We start from the raw sequence: 17,743 nt of genomic DNA on the forward strand, positions 1-17,743 counted from the left end.
TTCGGCGTCGGGCTGCTGCCGTCGCTACCGCGCTGATTCAGCGGAGGTCGTTGAAACGATAGCCTATGCCTATCATGAGGTTGTTGGGATTCTCAAACTTGTTGAGCTGGTAGCCTATGTGCAAAAACAGGCTGCGGGTCATGTGTACCTTAAGCGCAAGCACCTGATATAGGTTGCGCGTGTCGGGGTTGCCCAGGATGTTGTAGCCTACACCGGCATTGATTGAGAATATGGGCATTACGAGCTCGCCACGCAATGAAAGTCCAGCCGAAACCTGATGAAAGAAGGGCGGGCGATGGAATTTAATGTCGTCGCCGTAGGTTCCGTCGACCCAATAGGAGGCCAAGTCGGAACTTTCGTCATATTGAATGTCGACCGACATTCCGGCGCGGAAAAATCGGTTGAAGTTATACATAGGCGAGAAGTTTATTCCGGCTATTCCGAATCGTCCGGGAAGCAGTTCAGGTGAATCGTGCAGCATTATCATGCGCTTGCGTGCCGCTCCATAGACGACAAGGTCGTAACTTATGTGAGGCTTAACGGGGTCGACTGCGGGGTATGGAGTGTCGAGCGACGATTTTGTCCTGTCGTCAAATGTGTAAGTCATTCCCACACGCGCTCCGAGTGAATTAACACCTGGATTGGGCCATGAGGTGTTGCCGTTGGAGTAGTGGGTCATGTCGATTCCTGCCGTAAGGCTCCATTGGCGTGACATGCGGTAGTTGAGCATGAAGCCGAGGTTGATGTAGGCGTTGACCTTTGAACCCACGATGATGTTTACCGGAGGGAGGTCGGGATTATACTTTTTCCAACCGAATGACGCACCGAAGTTCCACTCATAGTCCAATGACAATCGTGGTGACAACTTGATGATTGGAGCGCCTTGAAAGAGGTAGAGGTTTATAGGAGAGCCTGTGCGCGCGTTGTCGAAGAAAGTGGTGTAGGATAGGCCGATACCCTGATATGTGTCGGGGTATAGGCGACCGGTGCGCGTGACATCGGAGTATTTAAACGAATATTTGAGGTGAGCCGACATTGCGCTGTGGAGCTTTGTCGCACCCGTTTCGTCATAGTCCTGTGCCACATGGTTGGATGAAGATGCCACGTAACCGCCGCGGAGATCGGCACCGATGCGGTGTATGTATTTCGGCGCGTTGGCGCAAGTGTCCTGCTCCGATAGGTTGGCGGCGTTGACCGATGCCGATGCCAACAAGGCGGTTATGGCAATTATATATTTAAAAATCATGCGTGTAGATCTATTGCAGATTATTTATTTATCGGGTTTATTCGTCGATTGTCGCTTCTTCCCATTTACAACTGTAGTTGTAGGGCTGCATCACGGTGACCACAAACGGTAGTTTGATTTCCTTGTCGTTACGGTTGTTCACCAATGTCAATTCGCCGTTTGCTCTCATGATGATTCGGTTGATCGACAGGTTTAGCTCTCTTGCCGACATGGGAGGAACTTCGACGGGATAATCTACATTGAAGCTTCCCCCGTTGATCAGTGCGTTGTCGGGAGTGTCGGTGACTATTATTTCGCGTGAGAATTGAATTTCCCTACCGTTGAATCCGCCAGCGATTTCCTCGGCATCGTCACGGTGGATGTAGGATGGTATCTCCACTACGGGCATTTCGGCATCGGGATCGAGTTTCAGTCGGTCCATGCCGTTGGTATTGAATATCACCATGGTGGTGCAGTGTTGTTGAGGATTGAACACCTGTTTTGTCGCCGATTGCGTTTCGTTGATAATTCTAAAAGGAGTGCTCTGCTCGTCGCTGAATCCCTGTGAAAGGCTTGCCTTATTGTAGGATAATCCCTTGATTGAATATAAGGTAGGGCCATCAGGTGACGGCAATATCGAGAACGCAATGAACTCTTCCTTGTAGGTGTAGGATAACATTATACTGCCGTGTACATCGTAACCTGTCATATTCATGATTGAGCTGATTGTCAACTCGTTTTCGCCGGTGCGCGTTACTTCAAAAGCCACATCGTCGTTTTCGGCCAACATGCGCGTTATTTTGGGCATACTGCTCGAAATTTCGTATAGATAGATGTAGTTTCGGTCGTCGTATTTGTTATATATGTCGCCTGTGTGATCAAACAGCGTACAATCGAAAGTGGCATCGTTGTAGAATGCAATCTCTATGGACTTCAGTTGCGATGTCTGGAACGTGATTGATTTATTGCCTTGATCGGGAATCTCGATCTCGGTAATTGAAGGATGTTCGTCGTCAATGAAAATATCGTTGTTGCATCCTGTGATAATCATAGTAATGAGGATGGGTAGAATCCTCGATAATAGGGCTTTCATATTTAAATGATTGGTATTTTTGTGCAAATATAATGAAAAATACATCAAAAATTCTCGACTAACGATTTTTATCGTTTTTTAACCATCAATGATTGCCGGAGATTGCACTGTCAACAATATAGGATATTCGCGCTTTAGAGCCGGTTCGACAATAAATATTAACGGCAGGGTCGCATAGTGCGGAGCGATTTTTGGTCTGCGAGGAAGGAATGTACTGGATGTACACGACTGACAAACAGACGGAAAAGCGCCCGCAATATGCGAGTCGATGGTAATTCAGTTCAACCAAAAAGGAAAAAGGTTTGATTTGTGTTATATCTCAGTAACATAAATCATTGGCTCCATGAAAATAAAGCTTAAGCATTGCCGGGGGAAGCGCATCCGTAAGTTTTTGTCAGGCTTCCATTGAAAGGAACGCACAGACCTCTATAAGATATTCACAGCTATTGCATATCCGGTTTATACCGGATGTCAGTGGAAGATGCTGCCCCAATATTTGATGGGACAAAAGTTACCTTCGCCTCGGCCACTCGTTGGCGCTTTTCTTCATCTCTTTCAGTCACGATGGAGCCCCATCGCTCCCTCAAGAGCTAAAGAAAATCACTCAACAATTGACCGCCCTGCCGTTAACATTTATTGTCGAACCGGCTCTTATTTTTCCTGTGAATTTCTTTACAACCTCGCTGTAGCTGTGGCGCAACAGGCTGATTATTAGCTCGTCGGTCAAGGCTTCGCGCATTCTCACCTGATTCCAGTACTTTTTGTTCCAGTGCCACGCCGTGGTTATTTCAGGGTGGGCCTCACGCAGTTCCACTGCATAGTCTGGATCGCACTTCATTACGAGCCAGTCAATGTTGTCGAGGTCTATGACCGCGAATATTTTACCCAATATCTTGAATGCGAGAATCGATTCATTGAAAGGGAAATCCTCGGTCACCATAGGTAGTGACAGGCAGTAGTCGCGCAGTTCCGTTACGTTCATGACGGTTGTTGTTTATGTTTGGTAGCCATTGCTTTGTTCCCGCTATAATGGCGGACGCTTTAATTTATGAATTGCAAAGTTATGCAAAATCACGGATTTTCATTATCTTTGACCGCTCTATAAAGGCAAAACTTATTCATATCCAAGACTCAATTAGTATTAATCCAATTATCCCTCACATTGCAATGAAGCGTGTATTAATAATGATTTTTGTAGCTCTGGCAGTTATGTCAGCAGATGCCGCCGAGCGTAAAGCAAGGGTTCGGAATAACGTGCCTCTTGACTCAATAGTGCTGAGCGACCCGTGTGTATTGGCCGATAGTGCCACTATGACCTATTACATGACGGGAACAGGCGGCCTGTTATGGAAAAGCCGCGACTTGAGGCTGTGGGACGGCCCATACCGTGTAGCCGAAACCGACGATGAGTCGTGGATGGGGCCCAACCCCATGATTTGGGCAGCCGAGCTTCACAAGTATAAAGGAAAATATTACTACTTCGCAACATTTACCAACAGCAAGAACATACTCGGAGAGTATCGCGGCAACAAGCTTGAGCGTCGTGCGAGTCACGTATTGGTAAGCGACAAAGCCGAAGGCCCTTATCGTCCGATGGCCGATGACACATATCTGCCTGCCGACAAACTGACTCTCGACGGCACTTTCTGGGTCGACACCGACGGCAAGCCTTACATGGTCTACTGCTGGGAGTGGCTGCAGAATTGGGATGGTACGATAGAGAGCATTGAGCTGAAGCCCGATCTTCGCGGAAGTGTGGGAGAGGGACGAATACTGTTCCGTGCAAGTGATTCGCCTTGGAGTCGCGAGAAAATCGACGGCAAGGAGCGTCCCAATCGAGTGACCGACGGGCCCTACCTGTTCCGTACCGCTACCGGACGGCTCGGCATGATATGGACAAGCTGGATATATGATGTCTACACTCAAGGCGTGGCCTATTCCGAGTCGGGAACTCTTGAGGGACCGTGGATTCAGGAGAAGGAGCCTATTACGCCTCCCGATTTCGGACATGGAATGCTCTTCCGCACATTTGACGGCCGGTTGCTTATGTCGGTTCACAGCCATAAGTCGATTAACGGTCACTATCATCGTGTTCCGCATCTTTTCAATGTGGACGACAGTGGCGACAAGCTCGTGATTGGCGATGAATATCGCCCATGACCCGGGGCAGGGGTGCGATGATTTGGACAGCCGTGTTAAATTCTTACAACAAATCGATGGTTGAATGATATAAAACCATTAATTTTGTGTTTAGATAAGAAAGTATTTACATTTTGTCTGAAAAGAAACCATATAAGATAGGTCTGGCACTTAGTGGTGGAGGAGCACGTGGGTTTGCCCATGTGGGTGCTTTATACGCCATGGATGAATTGGGCATCAAGCCTGATATAATTGCAGGGGTGAGCGCGGGCTCCATTGCCGGCTCGATGTATAGCGCCGGTCTTAAGCCCCTTGAGATCATGAAGCTGTTCATGAAGGCCAAGTTCACCGATTTCTGTGAAATAAGCGTCCCAAAGGACGGCTTTTTCCGCATGAACGGATTCAGGTCGTTTCTCAACAAGTCACTTGGAGTGGAGCTGATTGAGCAATGCAGTACTCCGCTTGTAGTGTGTGCCACCGATCTTGACAACTGCTGCCCCGTGCAGTGGCGTGAAGGTGCTATAGCTGAGCGAGTGATGGCGTCGTGTTCGATTCCCATCGTGTTTCAGCCGGTAAAAATCGACGGATTGAACTATGTTGACGGGGGTGTGCTTCACAACCTTCCGGCGTGGGCGATACGTGATGATTGCGATTATCTGATAGGCATAAACTGCAGCCCCATGGTGAAGAAGAATACCTATAAGGGTACTTTGCTGGATGTGGCTCAACGCTCCTACATGTTGATGGCCAAGACAAACGCCATTGCCGACATGCATCTATGTGACCTTGTCATCGAAACAAAGTCCATAGCCGACATGCATGTATTCAATATGCATCAGAAGGAACTTGTGTTCCGAAGCGGCTACAAGGCGGCTCGCGATGCCATAAAGAAGGCCGGCCTCGTTTAACCGTGATTGCATTTAGTTGACTAAATCTATATAACAGAAGAAATGAGTAAGGAAAAACCGGTAATTTATCAAATGCTTCCTCGTTTGTTTGCCAATTGCAATGAGCATTGCATACCTAACGGTACGATCGAGCAAAACGGCTCAGGCAAGATGAACGACATCACTACCAAAGTGCTAAGAAGCATTAAGGATTTGGGAATCACGCATGTGTGGTATACAGGGATTATCGAACACTCCAATCAGACCGACTATTCGCGCTATGGAATAAGTAGAGATAATCCGCACGTAGTCAAAGGCAAAGCCGGATCGCCCTATGCGATAAAGGACTACTACGATGTGGATCCCGACATAGCTGTGGATGTGAACAATCGAATAGGGGAGTTTGAGGCGTTGTTGATGCGCACTCATGATACCGGTATGGGCGTGATCATTGACTTCGTTCCCAATCATGTGTCACGACAATATGTTTCTGACGCTAAGCCAGCCGAGGTTGTGGATTTCGGCGTGGGCGACGACAAGAATCGATTCTTTGAGCGCAACAACAATTTCTATTACATACCTCATCAGCTCTTTGCCCCGAGCATCGACCTTGGTGACGGAGATGACGCCTACGTGGAGTTTCCGGCAAAAGCGTCGGGCAACGACTGCTTCACGGCCTTCCCGTCGCAGTTTGACTGGTATGAAACGGTCAAGCTGAATTACGGTATCGACTACGGCGACGGTTCCCATCACTTCTATCCGATTCCGCGCACGTGGTTCCAGATGCTTGACATTCTGCGCTATTGGGCGTCAAAAGGTGTCGACGGATTCAGGTGTGACATGGCTCACATGGTGCCTATTGAGTTCTGGCAATGGGCTATCACCAATGTCAAGGAGCGTTATCCCCATGTCATCTTCATTGCCGAGATATATGATGTGTCGCTTTACCGTGATTTCATAAAGTACGGCGGATTTGACTACCTCTATGACAAGGTTAACCTCTACGACACGCTTCGCGGCATACAATGTTCCAACATTTCGGCAGCCCAGATAACCAATTGCTGGCAGACGGTTGACGGAATCTCCGACAATATGCTGAACTTCCTTGAGAATCACGATGAACAGCGATTCGGCTCAAAATATTATGCCGGCGACCCGTCGCTGGTCATCCCCTCGATGATTGTAAGCGCCATGATGGGACGTGGCCCGTTTATGATATACGCCGGTCAGGAGCTTGGCGAGCAGGCTCTGGATGCCGAAGGTTTCAGCGGTTACGACGGTCGTACTACAATATTTGACTACTGGAGCATTCCCACCGTGCGCCGTTGGCTCAACGGAGGAAAGTGCAACAATGACCGATTGACAGGTCAGGAGCGATGGCTGCGCGACAAATACCGTACCATATTGCGCCTTTGCAATAGCGAGAAGGCTATTTCAAGCGGCCGTTTCTTCGACTTGATGTATGTTAACTACGACAATCCCACATTGAATCCTCATCGCCAATATGCGTTCCTGCGCAGCTGCGATGATGAAACGTTGTTGATTGCCGTTAACTTCGGCAGCTCTCCCTGCAACTTGAAGATAAATATTCCGCAGCATGCATTTGAGGTGTTGAGCATGCCTCAGGGCGATTGCGTTGCCAAGGAACTCCTGTCAAAGGATATGATGCGTAAATCCATGTCGTCAGACAAGCCCTTTGAAACTGAAATAGGTCCCTACGATGCCGTCATTTGGAAGATAAAGCATAAAAATATACTTCCTGATGATAAAAAAAGAGGTGACGATAGGCGAAATAATATCAAAAAACAATAAATTTGCACAAAAATTCCAACATACTAAATATATTGTGTAATGTTACCACCATTTAAGATTTTTGCCGGAACCAAGTCCGAGTACATGGCCAAAGAGATATGTGCCTCACTCGGTGTCGAGCTTGGCAAGATGAACATCCAGCATTTTGCTGACGGTGAATTTGAAGTTTCTTTTGAAGAGTCAATTCGCGGATGCGAAGTTTATCTTGTTCAGTCGACATTTCCCAACAGCGACAATCTCATGGAACTGTTACTGATGATTGACGCTGCCAAGAGAGCTTCGGCACAATCAATTATAGCTGTGATGCCTTACTTCGGTTGGGCTCGTCAGGACCGTAAGGACAAGCCTCGTGTGTCGATTGCCGCAAAGCTTGTAGCCGACTTGCTGAGCACGGCCGGCGTCGATAGAGTAATCTGTATGGACTTGCACGCCGACCAGATTCAGGGATTTTTCAACGTTCCTGTCGACCATCTCTATGCATCATCGGTGTTTATACCTTATATAGAGTCGCTTCATCTTGAAAACATGGCCATTGCCACTCCCGATGTGGGTGGTGCCAAGCGTGCCAACAATTACGCCAAATATTTCAACGTGCCCCTTATCCTGTGCCATAAGCAGCGTGCCAAGGCCAATGTTGTGGCAACGATGACCGTTATCGGCGATGTTCAGGACAAGAACATCATTCTGATTGACGACATGGTCGACACTGCCGGTACTATCACCAAAGCTGCCGACCTGATGATGGAGAAGGGTGCAAAGAGTGTGCGTGCATTGTGCTCTCACGCTATCATGAGCGATCCTGCGAGCGATCGTGTAAACGAAAGCGGCATAACCGAGATGATCTTCACCAACAGTATCCCCTATAAGGGCAACTGCCACAAGTGTACGATACTGTCGGTGGCACACCTGATTGCCGACACTATTCGTCGCGTGCATGAAAATCAGTCAATTTCATCGCAATATCTGATTTAGGAAAAAATTGAATGGACATAAAAATGTGAAGGCCGGCAACTCGAAAGAGAAACCGGCCTTCACTATTTTGTGCTGACTGGAATGTCAGTCAATCATCACGATCTTGTATTCCTTTGAGCCAAGACCGATTTTCTCGGCATGGTCTATGGTGTGGTTGCCGTGACGGCTTTGGATGCGTTCTATCAACGGACGGTTGTCGTTGCCTTCAGTGGGCTTTACGCCATATACCAGTTCAAGGCAAGCTTCGTCGAGGGCTACAGGATCGGTTGACGCGAGGATACCTATGTCCTTCATCTCGGGGTCGCGGGGATGTGAATCGCAGTCACAGTCGACCGACAGGTTGTTCATTACATCGATATAGAGGATGTTGTCGCCGAAGTGGTCGGCCACGCTCTGTGCGGCGGCAGCCATCGATTCAAGGAATCCGTCCTGATCGCCGGTGTGCGACCACATGCCTTTGAGCTTGTCGGTGTATCCTGCTGTGTGTATGTAGGCTTTTCCGTTGGCCGATGCTATGCCTATCGACTGATTTTTCAGTACTCCGCCCAGTCCGGCCATGGCATGACCCTTGAAGTGTGCGAGGTTGATCAGGAAGTCGTAGTTGGCGAGATTGGCGCCTACGAGATTATACTTTATGTGGGTGGTGTCGCGCACGGGCAATTTTATCTCTCCTGCTCCATCCATTATGTCGACATCGGCAATGTCAAGAAATCCGTGTTCACGAGCCGCTTTGAGATGCTCCTCGGTATTGGAGCGACGGCCGCCGTAAGCTGTGTTGCACTCAACGATTGTGCCGTTGACTTTCTGCACAAGGCCCTTGATCAGTTCGGGCTTCAGGTAGTTGTGACCTCCGGGTTCGCCCGTGCTGATTTTAACCGCTACTTTGCCGTGAGCCTTGCGGCCTACTGCCTCGTATATTTTCACGAGTGATTCGGGCGTAATGTCACGTGTCATGTATACGGTCGACTGTGCCACTCCCGTGCAGCTTATTGCTGCTATGGCAATTGCTGTAATTAATTGTTTAATCATAATGTGTATTGTGATTTGGTTGTTATTGCAAAGATAGATAAATGAGCCGACAATACGGGTATATGTCATTGCATTATTTCATGACAAATATGAAATTTCATGGTGGTATATTGCCATAACTGTGTGTATTATTGCATAAATCACATAGTTATTCAATCAATTTCACATTTTTATAGTCAATATAGTTTAAAATGAGATGCGCCTTTATTAAATAGGTTTAAGTATACATTTTTTAATATACTACAATTAAAATAATGCGTTATTTTTGCGTCTAAATCACAAGAGTTAAAATTTAACACTGGAAAATTTAAAAATTAACATACCAATCTAAGAGTTATGAATTTGTATAGTAAAATTGCATTATTGGCTTGTGGGGTGGCTATTGCCAGTTCGGCTGTTACGGTATTTGCCGTAGATGTACTCAACGGTAATGACATGCCGTCGTCATCATCCTATACTTTTACCGAGTCGGGATATGACGGAGGCGGTATCTACAAGGTGTCGCAGAATGGTGTAACACCTCCTACCGACTTCACTCATGCCGCCGAAAGCACAATCAACGGCGTTGTGAGCATAAAGAGTTATGCGACTCCTCGCGGATATAACGCTTACGGCAACGGTGGAGGTGCATCGCCTTTCAATGATCCGTTCCTGGAGTTCTTCTTCGGTTCGCCCAATGGAGGAAATCGCCGTCAGCAGCCTCAGCAGAAGCAGGATAAGCCTGAGCAGCAGCTCGGACTCGGTTCGGGTGTCATCATAAGCCCCGACGGATATATCGTTACAAACAATCATGTCATTGACGGTGCCGAGCGACTTGAAATAACGCTTAACGACAACCGCACCTTTAACGCTAAGGTCATAGGCTCGGATGCATCGACCGACATCGCTTTGCTGAAGATAGAGGCCGAGGGGCTTCCCGTAATTCCTATCGGCGACAGTGATGCGCTGAAGGTGGGCGAGTGGGTGCTTGCCGTGGGTAATCCTTTCGGATTCACCTCGACAGTGACTACCGGTATCGTCAGCGCCAAGGCCCGCAGTATAGGTAGCGCCACACAGGGTCGTCCTATGGGTATCGAGAGCTACATACAGACTGATGCAGCTGTCAATCCCGGAAACTCGGGAGGCGCTCTTGTCAACATCAATGGTGAACTTGTGGGAATCAACACCGCAATATATTCACAGACAGGTAACTATGCCGGATATTCATTTGCTGTGCCCACATCGATTGTAAAGAAGATTATCACCGACATCAAGCAGTATGGAACCGTTCAGCGTGCCGTGCTCGGAGTCGCTTACAGGGAGCTCACTCCCCAGCTTGTAAAGGACATGGAGATTACCGCAGTCAATGACGGTATACTCATCGACGAAGTGGTTGAACGTAGTGCCGCAATGGAGGCCGGATTGCAGAAGAACGATATAATAGTAGGCATAAACGGAGTTGGAATCCACAATAGCGCACAGCTTCAGGAGCAGCTCAACAAGTATCGTCCCGGCGACAAGATTGTAGTGAAGTACATTCGCGACAACAAGGAGAAGTCGACCAACGTTACATTGCGTAACAATCAGGGTAATGTCAACATCACGGTTGCCAACGACTACACCGCACTCGGTTGCGCCTTCAAGACGTTGTCGGCCGAGCAGCTTCGTCAGTATCAGCTTACCTCCGGATTGCAGGTTGTAGGCCTTAAGGACGGTAAGTTCAAGAGTGCCGGTATAAAGGACGGATTCATTATCCTCGACATAAACAACATGCGTGTCAAGAGTCAGGATGATGTAGAGAAAATCTATGATGCCATAATGAAGAGCGACGAGGCGGATAAGGTTATGTTCATAACCGGAATCTATCCAACCGGTCGTAAGGTTTATTATGCAGTTGATTTAGCCGATTAATTTGAGCGTAACATAATTGGATGAGCGTGCCATGCCGGGCAAATCGGCGTGGCACGTTTTTTTATGTGTTAAAATACTTAAGTTTACCTATTAAATCTTGAAAATAGCTAATTGGGATGACTTAACATAACTTGAAAATGTTATAATATTAAATCCTTTATCCATAAATCTTACATTTAACGTGCGAAATTTGGATAGAATTTCCCATCTTTTACAGTCCAAAAACGAGCAAACCCTTTTGTACATTGGCGTGAAGCCATGTGCAAAAGGGTCTATATATGTAGCACTGGAATGGGGTTATCTATATTTAACCTTTTTTAATATTAGCAATAATCTGTTTGATTTTCTGACGAGTAACAATCTCGGTGTCGAGTCTGAAGCCGGCTTTGGCATGTAGGTCATCGGTAAGATCATCCCGTGTGAAGTTAGGCTTGTAGCCTTCTCCCTTGACTATGTTCATAGTCATTGACCGTAGTTTCTCAATTATAGCGGAGGATGTGTATTTATAGTTCAGTTCCTTTTCCATTATTCTGAAGAGCAGTAGTGTGATAAAGCAGACAATGAAGTGGGCCCTTATGTGTTCCGCCGTCCAGACGAAGACGGGTCGACCCTTGAAGTCAGTCTTGATGACCCTGAAGGCATCCTCCGACTCCCAGCGGTTATGGTTCAGTTCGATGATTTTCGTCACATTGTCAGACAGATCCGTACATATCGCATAGAAGCCGTCATATTTTTCTTCTTCTGATATGGCGTCAAGATTCAGGGAGACGGTTCTGAATACCGCAACCTCGCCGTCTTCTGTGGCGTAGGTCTCGGAAAGGAACCTGTCAGGGCTCTTATAAGATTTGGTCAATGTCCTGTTTCCACGTGCATTGCTGTCAGCCTTGTCAATCTCGCGTTGACGCAGGAATCGGAGGTAGTCGCGGTATTTGTATGAAAATGTCACAATCAATCTTTGAGAGAACTTTGTCTTTTCATTGACAATCCAACGCTCGCGATAAAAAGTGCGGTCTCCGTAATAACGGGCAGTATCGGCATCAGTCAGGTCAAACTCCAGTTCATCCTCGTCTGCATCCCGGTACCGCTTGTCTTTTTGTACCGTGTCGGACTTTACAAGTTTCCATCCTGTCGGTTCCAGACACCAGTCCCTGAGATTATCCTCCAGTTTCTTTATTGACTGCACCGTTATGAATGATCTTTCTGCTGTGGAGTTATATGACCGGTTGCCTTCAGAAGAGAGACCTCCGTCTGTACAGACTACAATCTTGCTGACCCCCATCTTCTCAACTATAATCTTTTCAGTTGGAATCAAGGTAGTCTGTTCGTTGGCATTGCCGGGATTGATGCACATCGCAACCGGCATGCCGGAGTTGTCGATGAACATACCCATCTGTACGATGGGGTTCGGTCGATGTTCCTTGGAGACTCCGTACTTGCGTATACGTTCATGAACGTTCCCTTTTTTGTCTGTCACATAGTCCGGATCGGCAGATTCTCTCTCGAAAAAATAGTTGGTGCAGTCATAGTACATGACGGTCGTATCCCGTTCGACAACCTTTGACGAATTAAGGAAAAGTCTCTTCTGGATGTATTCACCGTGTCTGTCCAGGATATCCAGACTCCTGTAGATATGCTGTTTTTCTATATCAAAAGGCTCGATATAGCTTCCGCTCCTGCGATAATTACCTAGTTTTGAAGCCGGTCTCAAAAGCCGTTCGTAGACCATCAGCTCCAGAACTTTGTTGAAATCGAAGTCGAACTTATGTTTACGTGAGATTGCCTCGCATATCCTGTCCATCCCGACCTTATGGTACAGCCGTTTAAGAAACAGATATCCGCTCTCGCAACTCTGAGCCTCGCCTTTTTCAATAAGCTTTGTGGGCGACAGACGTGATATTATCACCTGCCGGCCCTCCTTCTCCTGTGCCGTAAGCCTGGCGATATATTCCCTGGCCCATTCAACAGGATCTCTGTCTCCGCATCTCTGACGAACTTCCTCAAGCGTTCCAAGGCGCTCATGGATTCTTGAGGTACTTTTGCCGTTCTTGTCCCTGTATGCCTTCTGTACATAAAGGATGGAAGTCTTTTTTGTCTTGGTTATTTTCAGCTTCATATTATGCCGCCCTGCCGTTGATTGCTACACGGTGCTACAAAGATAGTAATAAAATTTGACACGTGCAAGCGTGCCAGCAAAAAAGATTCATGAAAATGCAACTGTCAAACTACCGAGCGTAACATAATTGGATGAGCGTGCCATGCCGGGCAAATCGGCGTGGCACGTTTTTTTATGTGTTAAAATACTTAAGTTTACCTATTAAATCTTGAAAATAGCTAATTGGGATGACTTAACATAACTTGAAAATGTTATAATATTAAATCCTTTATCCATAAATCTTACATTTAACGTGCGAAATTTGGATAGAATTTTGTATCTTTGTACGTTTAATATCTTGTGTATATACAGATGAGACAATTAAAAATTACTAAGTCAATCACCAATCGAGAGAGCGCATCACTCGATAAGTATCTGCAAGAAATTGGCCGTGAGGACCTTATAACTGTAGAAGAGGAGGTTGAACTTGCTCAAAAAATCAGGCAGGGTGATCAGGCCGCTCTTGAAAAGCTGACCCGTGCCAATTTGCGTTTCGTCGTTTCTGTAGCAAAACAGTATCAGAATCAGGGATTATCGCTTCCTGACTTGATTAATGAAGGTAACCTTGGCCTAATCAAGGCAGCACAGAAATTTGATGAAACACGAGGATTCAAGTTCATTTCCTATGCGGTTTGGTGGATTCGTCAGTCCATTTTGCAAGCATTGGCCGAACAATCAAGAATCGTGCGTCTGCCCTTGAATCAGGTGGGCTCGCTCAACAAAATCAGTAAGGCACTGTCAAAGTTTGAGCAGGAGAATGAACGCCGTCCTTCAGCCGAAGAGCTTGCCGAGGCACTTGATGTGCCCGTTGAGAAGATTGCCGACACACTTAAGGTTCAGGGCCGTCACATTTCGGTTGACGCACCGTTTGTTGAAGGTGAGGACAACAGCCTTCTTGATGTGCTGACCAATGACGATTCGCCCATGGCTGATGCCACCTTGACCCAGGAATCGCTTTCCAAGGAGGTGGAGCGAGCACTTCGCCAATTGCATGAGCGTGAGCGCGAAATCCTGAAGATGTTCTTCGGTATAGGATGCCAGGAGATGACTCTTGAAGAGATTGGTGCTAAGTTTGACTTGACCCGTGAGCGTGTACGCCAGATAAAGGAGAAAGCGATACGACGCTTGAAGGGGCAGAAGAGCAAGCTGCTCAAGACATATCTGGGACAATAATTGCCGTGTTTTTTAGATAGCGATTAATCGTTCCTTATAGTAAATGCGGGATGCCCGGTATCGGACATCCCGCATTTGCTTATTTGTTGATGATTGTTTGTGCTGTTAACATTCGCCCGAGTCTTCACACGGTGTCTTGGGCAGGAAGTGATGCAGCATCATGAAGCCGAGCACTCCGGCAAGAAGCGAACCCACTACGATGCCAAGCTTGGCGTTGTTGAGAAGTTCAAGTCCGTGTGCGCCCATCGAACCAAACGACAGGTTGGCGATGAACAGTGAAACGGTGAATCCGATACCTCCGAGCATTGAGATCGATGCCATCATCTTCCAGTTGCAATATTGAGGCATTGGTGCGAGATGCAGCTTCACGGTAAGCCATGAGAACACGAATATTCCGAGGAATTTACCCAATACAAGTCCGCATATAATGGCAAGGCCGATGCCGCCTACGAGGGCCGATGCGTCCATGTGCCATAATGTAATGCCCGCATTGGCAAATGCGAAGATGGGTATTATAAGGTAGTTGACCACGGGATGGAGCGAGTCCTCAAGCTCCTGAAGAGGAGAGATCACCTTATCCGATGCCGACTCTATCTGTTTAAGCCAGTCCATCTGGTCTTTGTTCAATATCGAGCGGCGATTGAGCAGTTCGTCGTCTTCGGCGTTGAAATAGGCTATTGAACGACGTATTGTCTGGATATATTTCTTTGGCGGGAACACGGGCGTCGCCGGGATACAGAATGCCACAAGCACGCCGGCGATGGTGGGATGAATTCCTGAGTTTAGGAAGAGGTACCACACGATTGTTCCTATCAACAGGTAGAAAATCTTACTTTGTATCTTGAACACCGAGCCGAGAAACAACACTCCGAGCAGTATGAGGGCATATACAATAAGCATAGCTTCGATGTGGGTCGAGTAAAATGCCGCAATGACTATGATGCCGCCTATATCGTCGACAACGGCGAGGGTGGTAAGGAATATCTTAAGCGATATAGGTACTCGGCTTCCGAGCATTGCAAGCACACCGAGCGAAAAGGCTATATCGGTTGCCATGGGGATGGCTGCGCCGCTGGTGAAGTCGGTTCCCGCGCTTAGCAGCAGGTATATACACACTGGCACCACCATGCCGCCTATTGCAGCGATGATAGGCAGAAGCGCTTGTTTGAATGAGCTCAATTCGCCCACAAGTACTTCACGCTTTATTTCCAGTCCTATCGTGAAGAAGAATATTGCCATGAGCGCATCGTTGATGAACTGAAGCATGCTCATCGGATGGCCTGCGTGGCTGAAAATGTTGAATGAGCCTACCTGAAGGCGTATCTCTTGCTCCCAGAAATCATTGTACATCTGGTTGATTCCCGGAATATTGGCAACAACAAGGGCGAGAATGGTAGCTACGATGAGCACATTTCCTCCCGAAGCATGACTCTTTACCGCACGTTTGGCCGAGTAATAGACCCTGTGGGTGAAGGTGTCGTGCTCTTCAATATGTGTCGAATCCATAATAAAAAATGTAAATTGAAAAAAATATGATGCTGTAATTATAACAACTTATGTTCTAATCGAGTTTCAGTACTGCAAGGAAAGCTTTTTGCGGAACTTCAACCGATCCTATCTGTTTCATGCGCTTCTTTCCTTTCTTTTGCTTCTCCAGCAATTTGCGCTTACGTGATATGTCACCGCCGTAGCACTTTGCCGTTACATCCTTTCGCACGGCCTTTATGGTTTCGCGGGCGATTATCTTCGCACCTATTGCGGCTTGGATGGCAATGTCAAATTGTTGACGCGGAATGAGCTCTTTAAGCTTCTCACACATCCGTCGGCCAAATGTCACGGCGTTGTCGGCGTGGGTCAGGGTGCTTAGCGCGTCGACGCTCTCGCCGTTGAGCAGGATGTCGAGCTTTACGAGTTTCGACTCACGGAAATCGTGGATGTGGTAGTCAAATGATGCATATCCCTTGGATATCGACTTCAGCTTGTCGTAGAAGTCGATCACGATTTCGCCAAGCGGCATGTCAAATGTCAGCTCTATGCGGTTGCCCGAGATGTATTCTTGCTTTACAAGTTCACCTCGTTTGCCGAGGCAAAGGGTCATTATGGGACCTATATAGTCGGCTGCGGTTATGACCGATGACCTTATGTAGGGCTCTTCGATGTGGTCGATGAGCGTGATGTCGGGTAGGCCGGAGGGGTTGTGTACCTCGGTCATGACGCCTTTTTTGTCATATACACGGTAGGACACATTGGGCACGGTTGTGATGACATCCATGTCAAACTCTCGACCGAGGCGTTCCTGAATGATTTCCATGTGAAGTAATCCTAGGAAGCCGCAACGGAATCCGAATCCGAGAGCGGCCGATGACTCGGGCGTGAAGGTGAGCGATGCGTCATTGAGCTGCAGCTTTTCGAGCGATGAGCGCAGATTCTCGAAATCCTCGGTTTCGATGGGGTAGACTCCGGCAAACACCATCGGCTTTACCTCCTCAAAACCGTCGATGGCCTCTTTGCACGGACGGTCGACATGGGTTATTGTGTCGCCGACCCTGACCTCCCTGGAGGTCTTGATGCCTGAGATTATGTATCCCACATTGCCGGCCGACAGCTCCTCGCGGGGTGACATGTCGAGCTTCAGCACGCCTATTTCGTCAGCGTGATACTCCTTGCCTGTCGATACGAATTTCACGAAGTCGTTTTTGCGTATTGTGCCGTTGACTATCTTGTAGTAGGCGATAATGCCTCGGAACGGATTGAACACCGAGTCAAATATCAATGCCTGCAACGGAGCTTCGGGGTCGCCGGTGGGAGCGGGTATGCGCTCGATTATGGCTTTAAGTATTTCGGGTATTCCTATACCTGTTTTTCCTGATGCACGTATTATCTCTTCGCGTTTGCATCCGAGAAGTTCTACAATCTGGTCTTCTACTTCGTCGGGTTTTGCACTGTCAAGGTCAACCTTGTTGATAACCGGGATTATTTCAAGGTCATTGTCGATGGCCATGTAGAGGTTGGATATTGTTTGGGCCTGGATGCCCTGCGATGCGTCGACAATGAGTAATGCGCCTTCACAGGCGGCTATTGAGCGTGACACCTCGTAGGAGAAGTCAACGTGTCCCGGAGTGTCGATGAGGTTGAGCGTGTACTCTTCGCCGTCGAGAGTGTAGTTCATCTGTATGGCATGGCTCTTGATGGTTATTCCACGCTCGCGTTCAAGATCCATGTCGTCGAGCACCTGTGCCTGTAGGTCCTTTGCGGCAATAGTGTTGGTGTACTCAAGAAGTCGATCGGCAAGAGTGCTCTTGCCGTGGTCGATATGGGCTATTATGCAGAAATTTCTAATACGTTTCATAGGACTGCAAAATTAGTGAAAA

The 17,743-nt window shown here is 47.6% G+C and carries 13 protein-coding genes; 6 read left to right on the plus strand and 7 right to left on the minus strand.

Annotated features, from left to right (window positions below; translation table 11 throughout):
- Window positions 1-37 precede the first annotated feature (37 nt).
- The 3 genes from E7746_RS03900 to E7746_RS03910 all read right to left on the minus strand — a co-directional run bounded on the left by E7746_RS03900 (window position 38) and on the right by E7746_RS03910 (window position 3,300).
- Window positions 38-1,246, minus strand: a complete 1,209-nt coding sequence (locus E7746_RS03900) for an acyloxyacyl hydrolase (RefSeq protein ID WP_136409897.1) — start codon at window positions 1,244-1,246, stop codon at window positions 38-40.
- Between the two features lie 37 nt (window positions 1,247-1,283).
- A complete protein-coding gene (locus E7746_RS03905) occupies window positions 1,284-2,318 on the minus strand; it encodes a hypothetical protein (protein ID WP_136409898.1) in 1,035 nt (344 codons plus the stop codon).
- A 604-nt stretch (window positions 2,319-2,922) separates the two neighbouring features.
- Window positions 2,923-3,300 (minus strand): MmcQ/YjbR family DNA-binding protein, encoded by a 378-nt coding sequence (locus E7746_RS03910; RefSeq protein ID WP_136409899.1) that lies wholly within the window; start codon window positions 3,298-3,300, stop codon window positions 2,923-2,925.
- Between the two features lie 227 nt (window positions 3,301-3,527).
- On the opposite strand from E7746_RS03910, the gene E7746_RS03915 reads away from it, so the two are divergent.
- The 4 genes from E7746_RS03915 to E7746_RS03930 all read left to right on the plus strand — a co-directional run bounded on the left by E7746_RS03915 (window position 3,528) and on the right by E7746_RS03930 (window position 8,128).
- Complete coding sequence (locus tag E7746_RS03915) at window positions 3,528-4,478, plus strand: glycoside hydrolase family 43 protein (protein ID WP_289703261.1); 951 nt, start codon at window positions 3,528-3,530, stop codon at window positions 4,476-4,478.
- A gap of 113 nt (window positions 4,479-4,591) precedes the next feature.
- A complete protein-coding gene (locus tag E7746_RS03920) occupies window positions 4,592-5,365 on the plus strand; it encodes a patatin-like phospholipase family protein (RefSeq protein ID WP_168184292.1) in 774 nt (257 codons plus the stop codon).
- Window positions 5,366-5,407: 42 nt separating this feature from the next.
- Entirely contained in the window at window positions 5,408-7,156 is a 1,749-nt protein-coding gene (locus E7746_RS03925; protein WP_136409902.1) for an alpha-amylase family glycosyl hydrolase, read from the plus strand.
- Window positions 7,157-7,195: 39 nt separating this feature from the next.
- Entirely contained in the window at window positions 7,196-8,128 is a 933-nt protein-coding gene (locus tag E7746_RS03930; RefSeq protein ID WP_136409903.1) for a ribose-phosphate pyrophosphokinase, read from the plus strand.
- A gap of 84 nt (window positions 8,129-8,212) precedes the next feature.
- Here E7746_RS03930 and E7746_RS03935 read toward each other — a convergent pair whose 3' ends face one another.
- The gene (locus E7746_RS03935) at window positions 8,213-9,157 is read right to left on the minus strand and encodes a DUF362 domain-containing protein (protein WP_136409904.1); all 945 of its coding nucleotides are present in this window, start codon (window positions 9,155-9,157) and stop codon (window positions 8,213-8,215) included.
- A 336-nt stretch (window positions 9,158-9,493) separates the two neighbouring features.
- Here E7746_RS03935 and E7746_RS03940 point away from each other — a divergent pair, with 336 nt between their 5' ends.
- Window positions 9,494-11,047, plus strand: a complete 1,554-nt coding sequence (locus E7746_RS03940) for a Do family serine endopeptidase (RefSeq protein WP_136409905.1) — start codon at window positions 9,494-9,496, stop codon at window positions 11,045-11,047.
- Between the two features lie 307 nt (window positions 11,048-11,354).
- Here E7746_RS03940 and E7746_RS03945 read toward each other — a convergent pair whose 3' ends face one another.
- Window positions 11,355-13,160 carry an IS1634 family transposase gene (locus E7746_RS03945; RefSeq protein ID WP_107681949.1) on the minus strand — a complete coding sequence of 602 codons (1,806 nt, stop codon included), beginning with the start codon at window positions 13,158-13,160 and terminating at the stop codon, window positions 11,355-11,357.
- A 351-nt stretch (window positions 13,161-13,511) separates the two neighbouring features.
- Between E7746_RS03945 and E7746_RS03950 the strand changes: the two genes are divergently transcribed.
- On the plus strand, window positions 13,512-14,372 hold the full coding sequence (locus tag E7746_RS03950; protein ID WP_123395945.1) for a sigma-70 family RNA polymerase sigma factor: 861 nt from the start codon (window positions 13,512-13,514) through the stop codon (window positions 14,370-14,372).
- Window positions 14,373-14,477: 105 nt separating this feature from the next.
- Here E7746_RS03950 and nhaA read toward each other — a convergent pair whose 3' ends face one another.
- Both nhaA and lepA read right to left on the minus strand, forming a co-directional pair.
- Window positions 14,478-15,878 (minus strand): Na+/H+ antiporter NhaA, encoded by a 1,401-nt coding sequence (gene nhaA, locus E7746_RS03955; RefSeq protein ID WP_136409906.1) that lies wholly within the window; start codon window positions 15,876-15,878, stop codon window positions 14,478-14,480.
- 55 nt (window positions 15,879-15,933) lie between these two features.
- Window positions 15,934-17,721 (minus strand): translation elongation factor 4, encoded by a 1,788-nt coding sequence (lepA, locus tag E7746_RS03960; RefSeq protein WP_136409907.1) that lies wholly within the window; start codon window positions 17,719-17,721, stop codon window positions 15,934-15,936.
- Window positions 17,722-17,743 lie beyond the last annotated feature (22 nt).

It is taken from the genome of Muribaculum gordoncarteri (assembly GCF_004803695.1).
GTDB lineage: Bacteria > Bacteroidota > Bacteroidia > Bacteroidales > Muribaculaceae > Muribaculum > Muribaculum gordoncarteri.

Coding starts and splice junctions, on each gene's coding strand:
- E7746_RS03900 (WP_136409897.1), bottom strand. CDS start 1,246: ATGATTTTTAAATATATAATTGCCATAACCGCCTTGTTGGCATCGGCA.
- E7746_RS03905 (WP_136409898.1), bottom strand. CDS start 2,318: ATGAAAGCCCTATTATCGAGGATTCTACCCATCCTCATTACTATGATT.
- E7746_RS03910 (WP_136409899.1), bottom strand. CDS start 3,300: ATGAACGTAACGGAACTGCGCGACTACTGCCTGTCACTACCTATGGTG.
- E7746_RS03915 (WP_289703261.1), top strand. CDS start 3,528: ATGTCAGCAGATGCCGCCGAGCGTAAAGCAAGGGTTCGGAATAACGTG.
- E7746_RS03925 (WP_136409902.1), top strand. CDS start 5,408: ATGAGTAAGGAAAAACCGGTAATTTATCAAATGCTTCCTCGTTTGTTT.
- E7746_RS03930 (WP_136409903.1), top strand. CDS start 7,196: ATGTTACCACCATTTAAGATTTTTGCCGGAACCAAGTCCGAGTACATG.
- E7746_RS03935 (WP_136409904.1), bottom strand. CDS start 9,157: ATGATTAAACAATTAATTACAGCAATTGCCATAGCAGCAATAAGCTGC.
- E7746_RS03940 (WP_136409905.1), top strand. CDS start 9,494: ATGAATTTGTATAGTAAAATTGCATTATTGGCTTGTGGGGTGGCTATT.
- E7746_RS03945 (WP_107681949.1), bottom strand. CDS start 13,160: ATGAAGCTGAAAATAACCAAGACAAAAAAGACTTCCATCCTTTATGTA.
- E7746_RS03950 (WP_123395945.1), top strand. CDS start 13,512: ATGAGACAATTAAAAATTACTAAGTCAATCACCAATCGAGAGAGCGCA.
- nhaA (WP_136409906.1), bottom strand. CDS start 15,878: ATGGATTCGACACATATTGAAGAGCACGACACCTTCACCCACAGGGTC.
- lepA (WP_136409907.1), bottom strand. CDS start 17,721: ATGAAACGTATTAGAAATTTCTGCATAATAGCCCATATCGACCACGGC.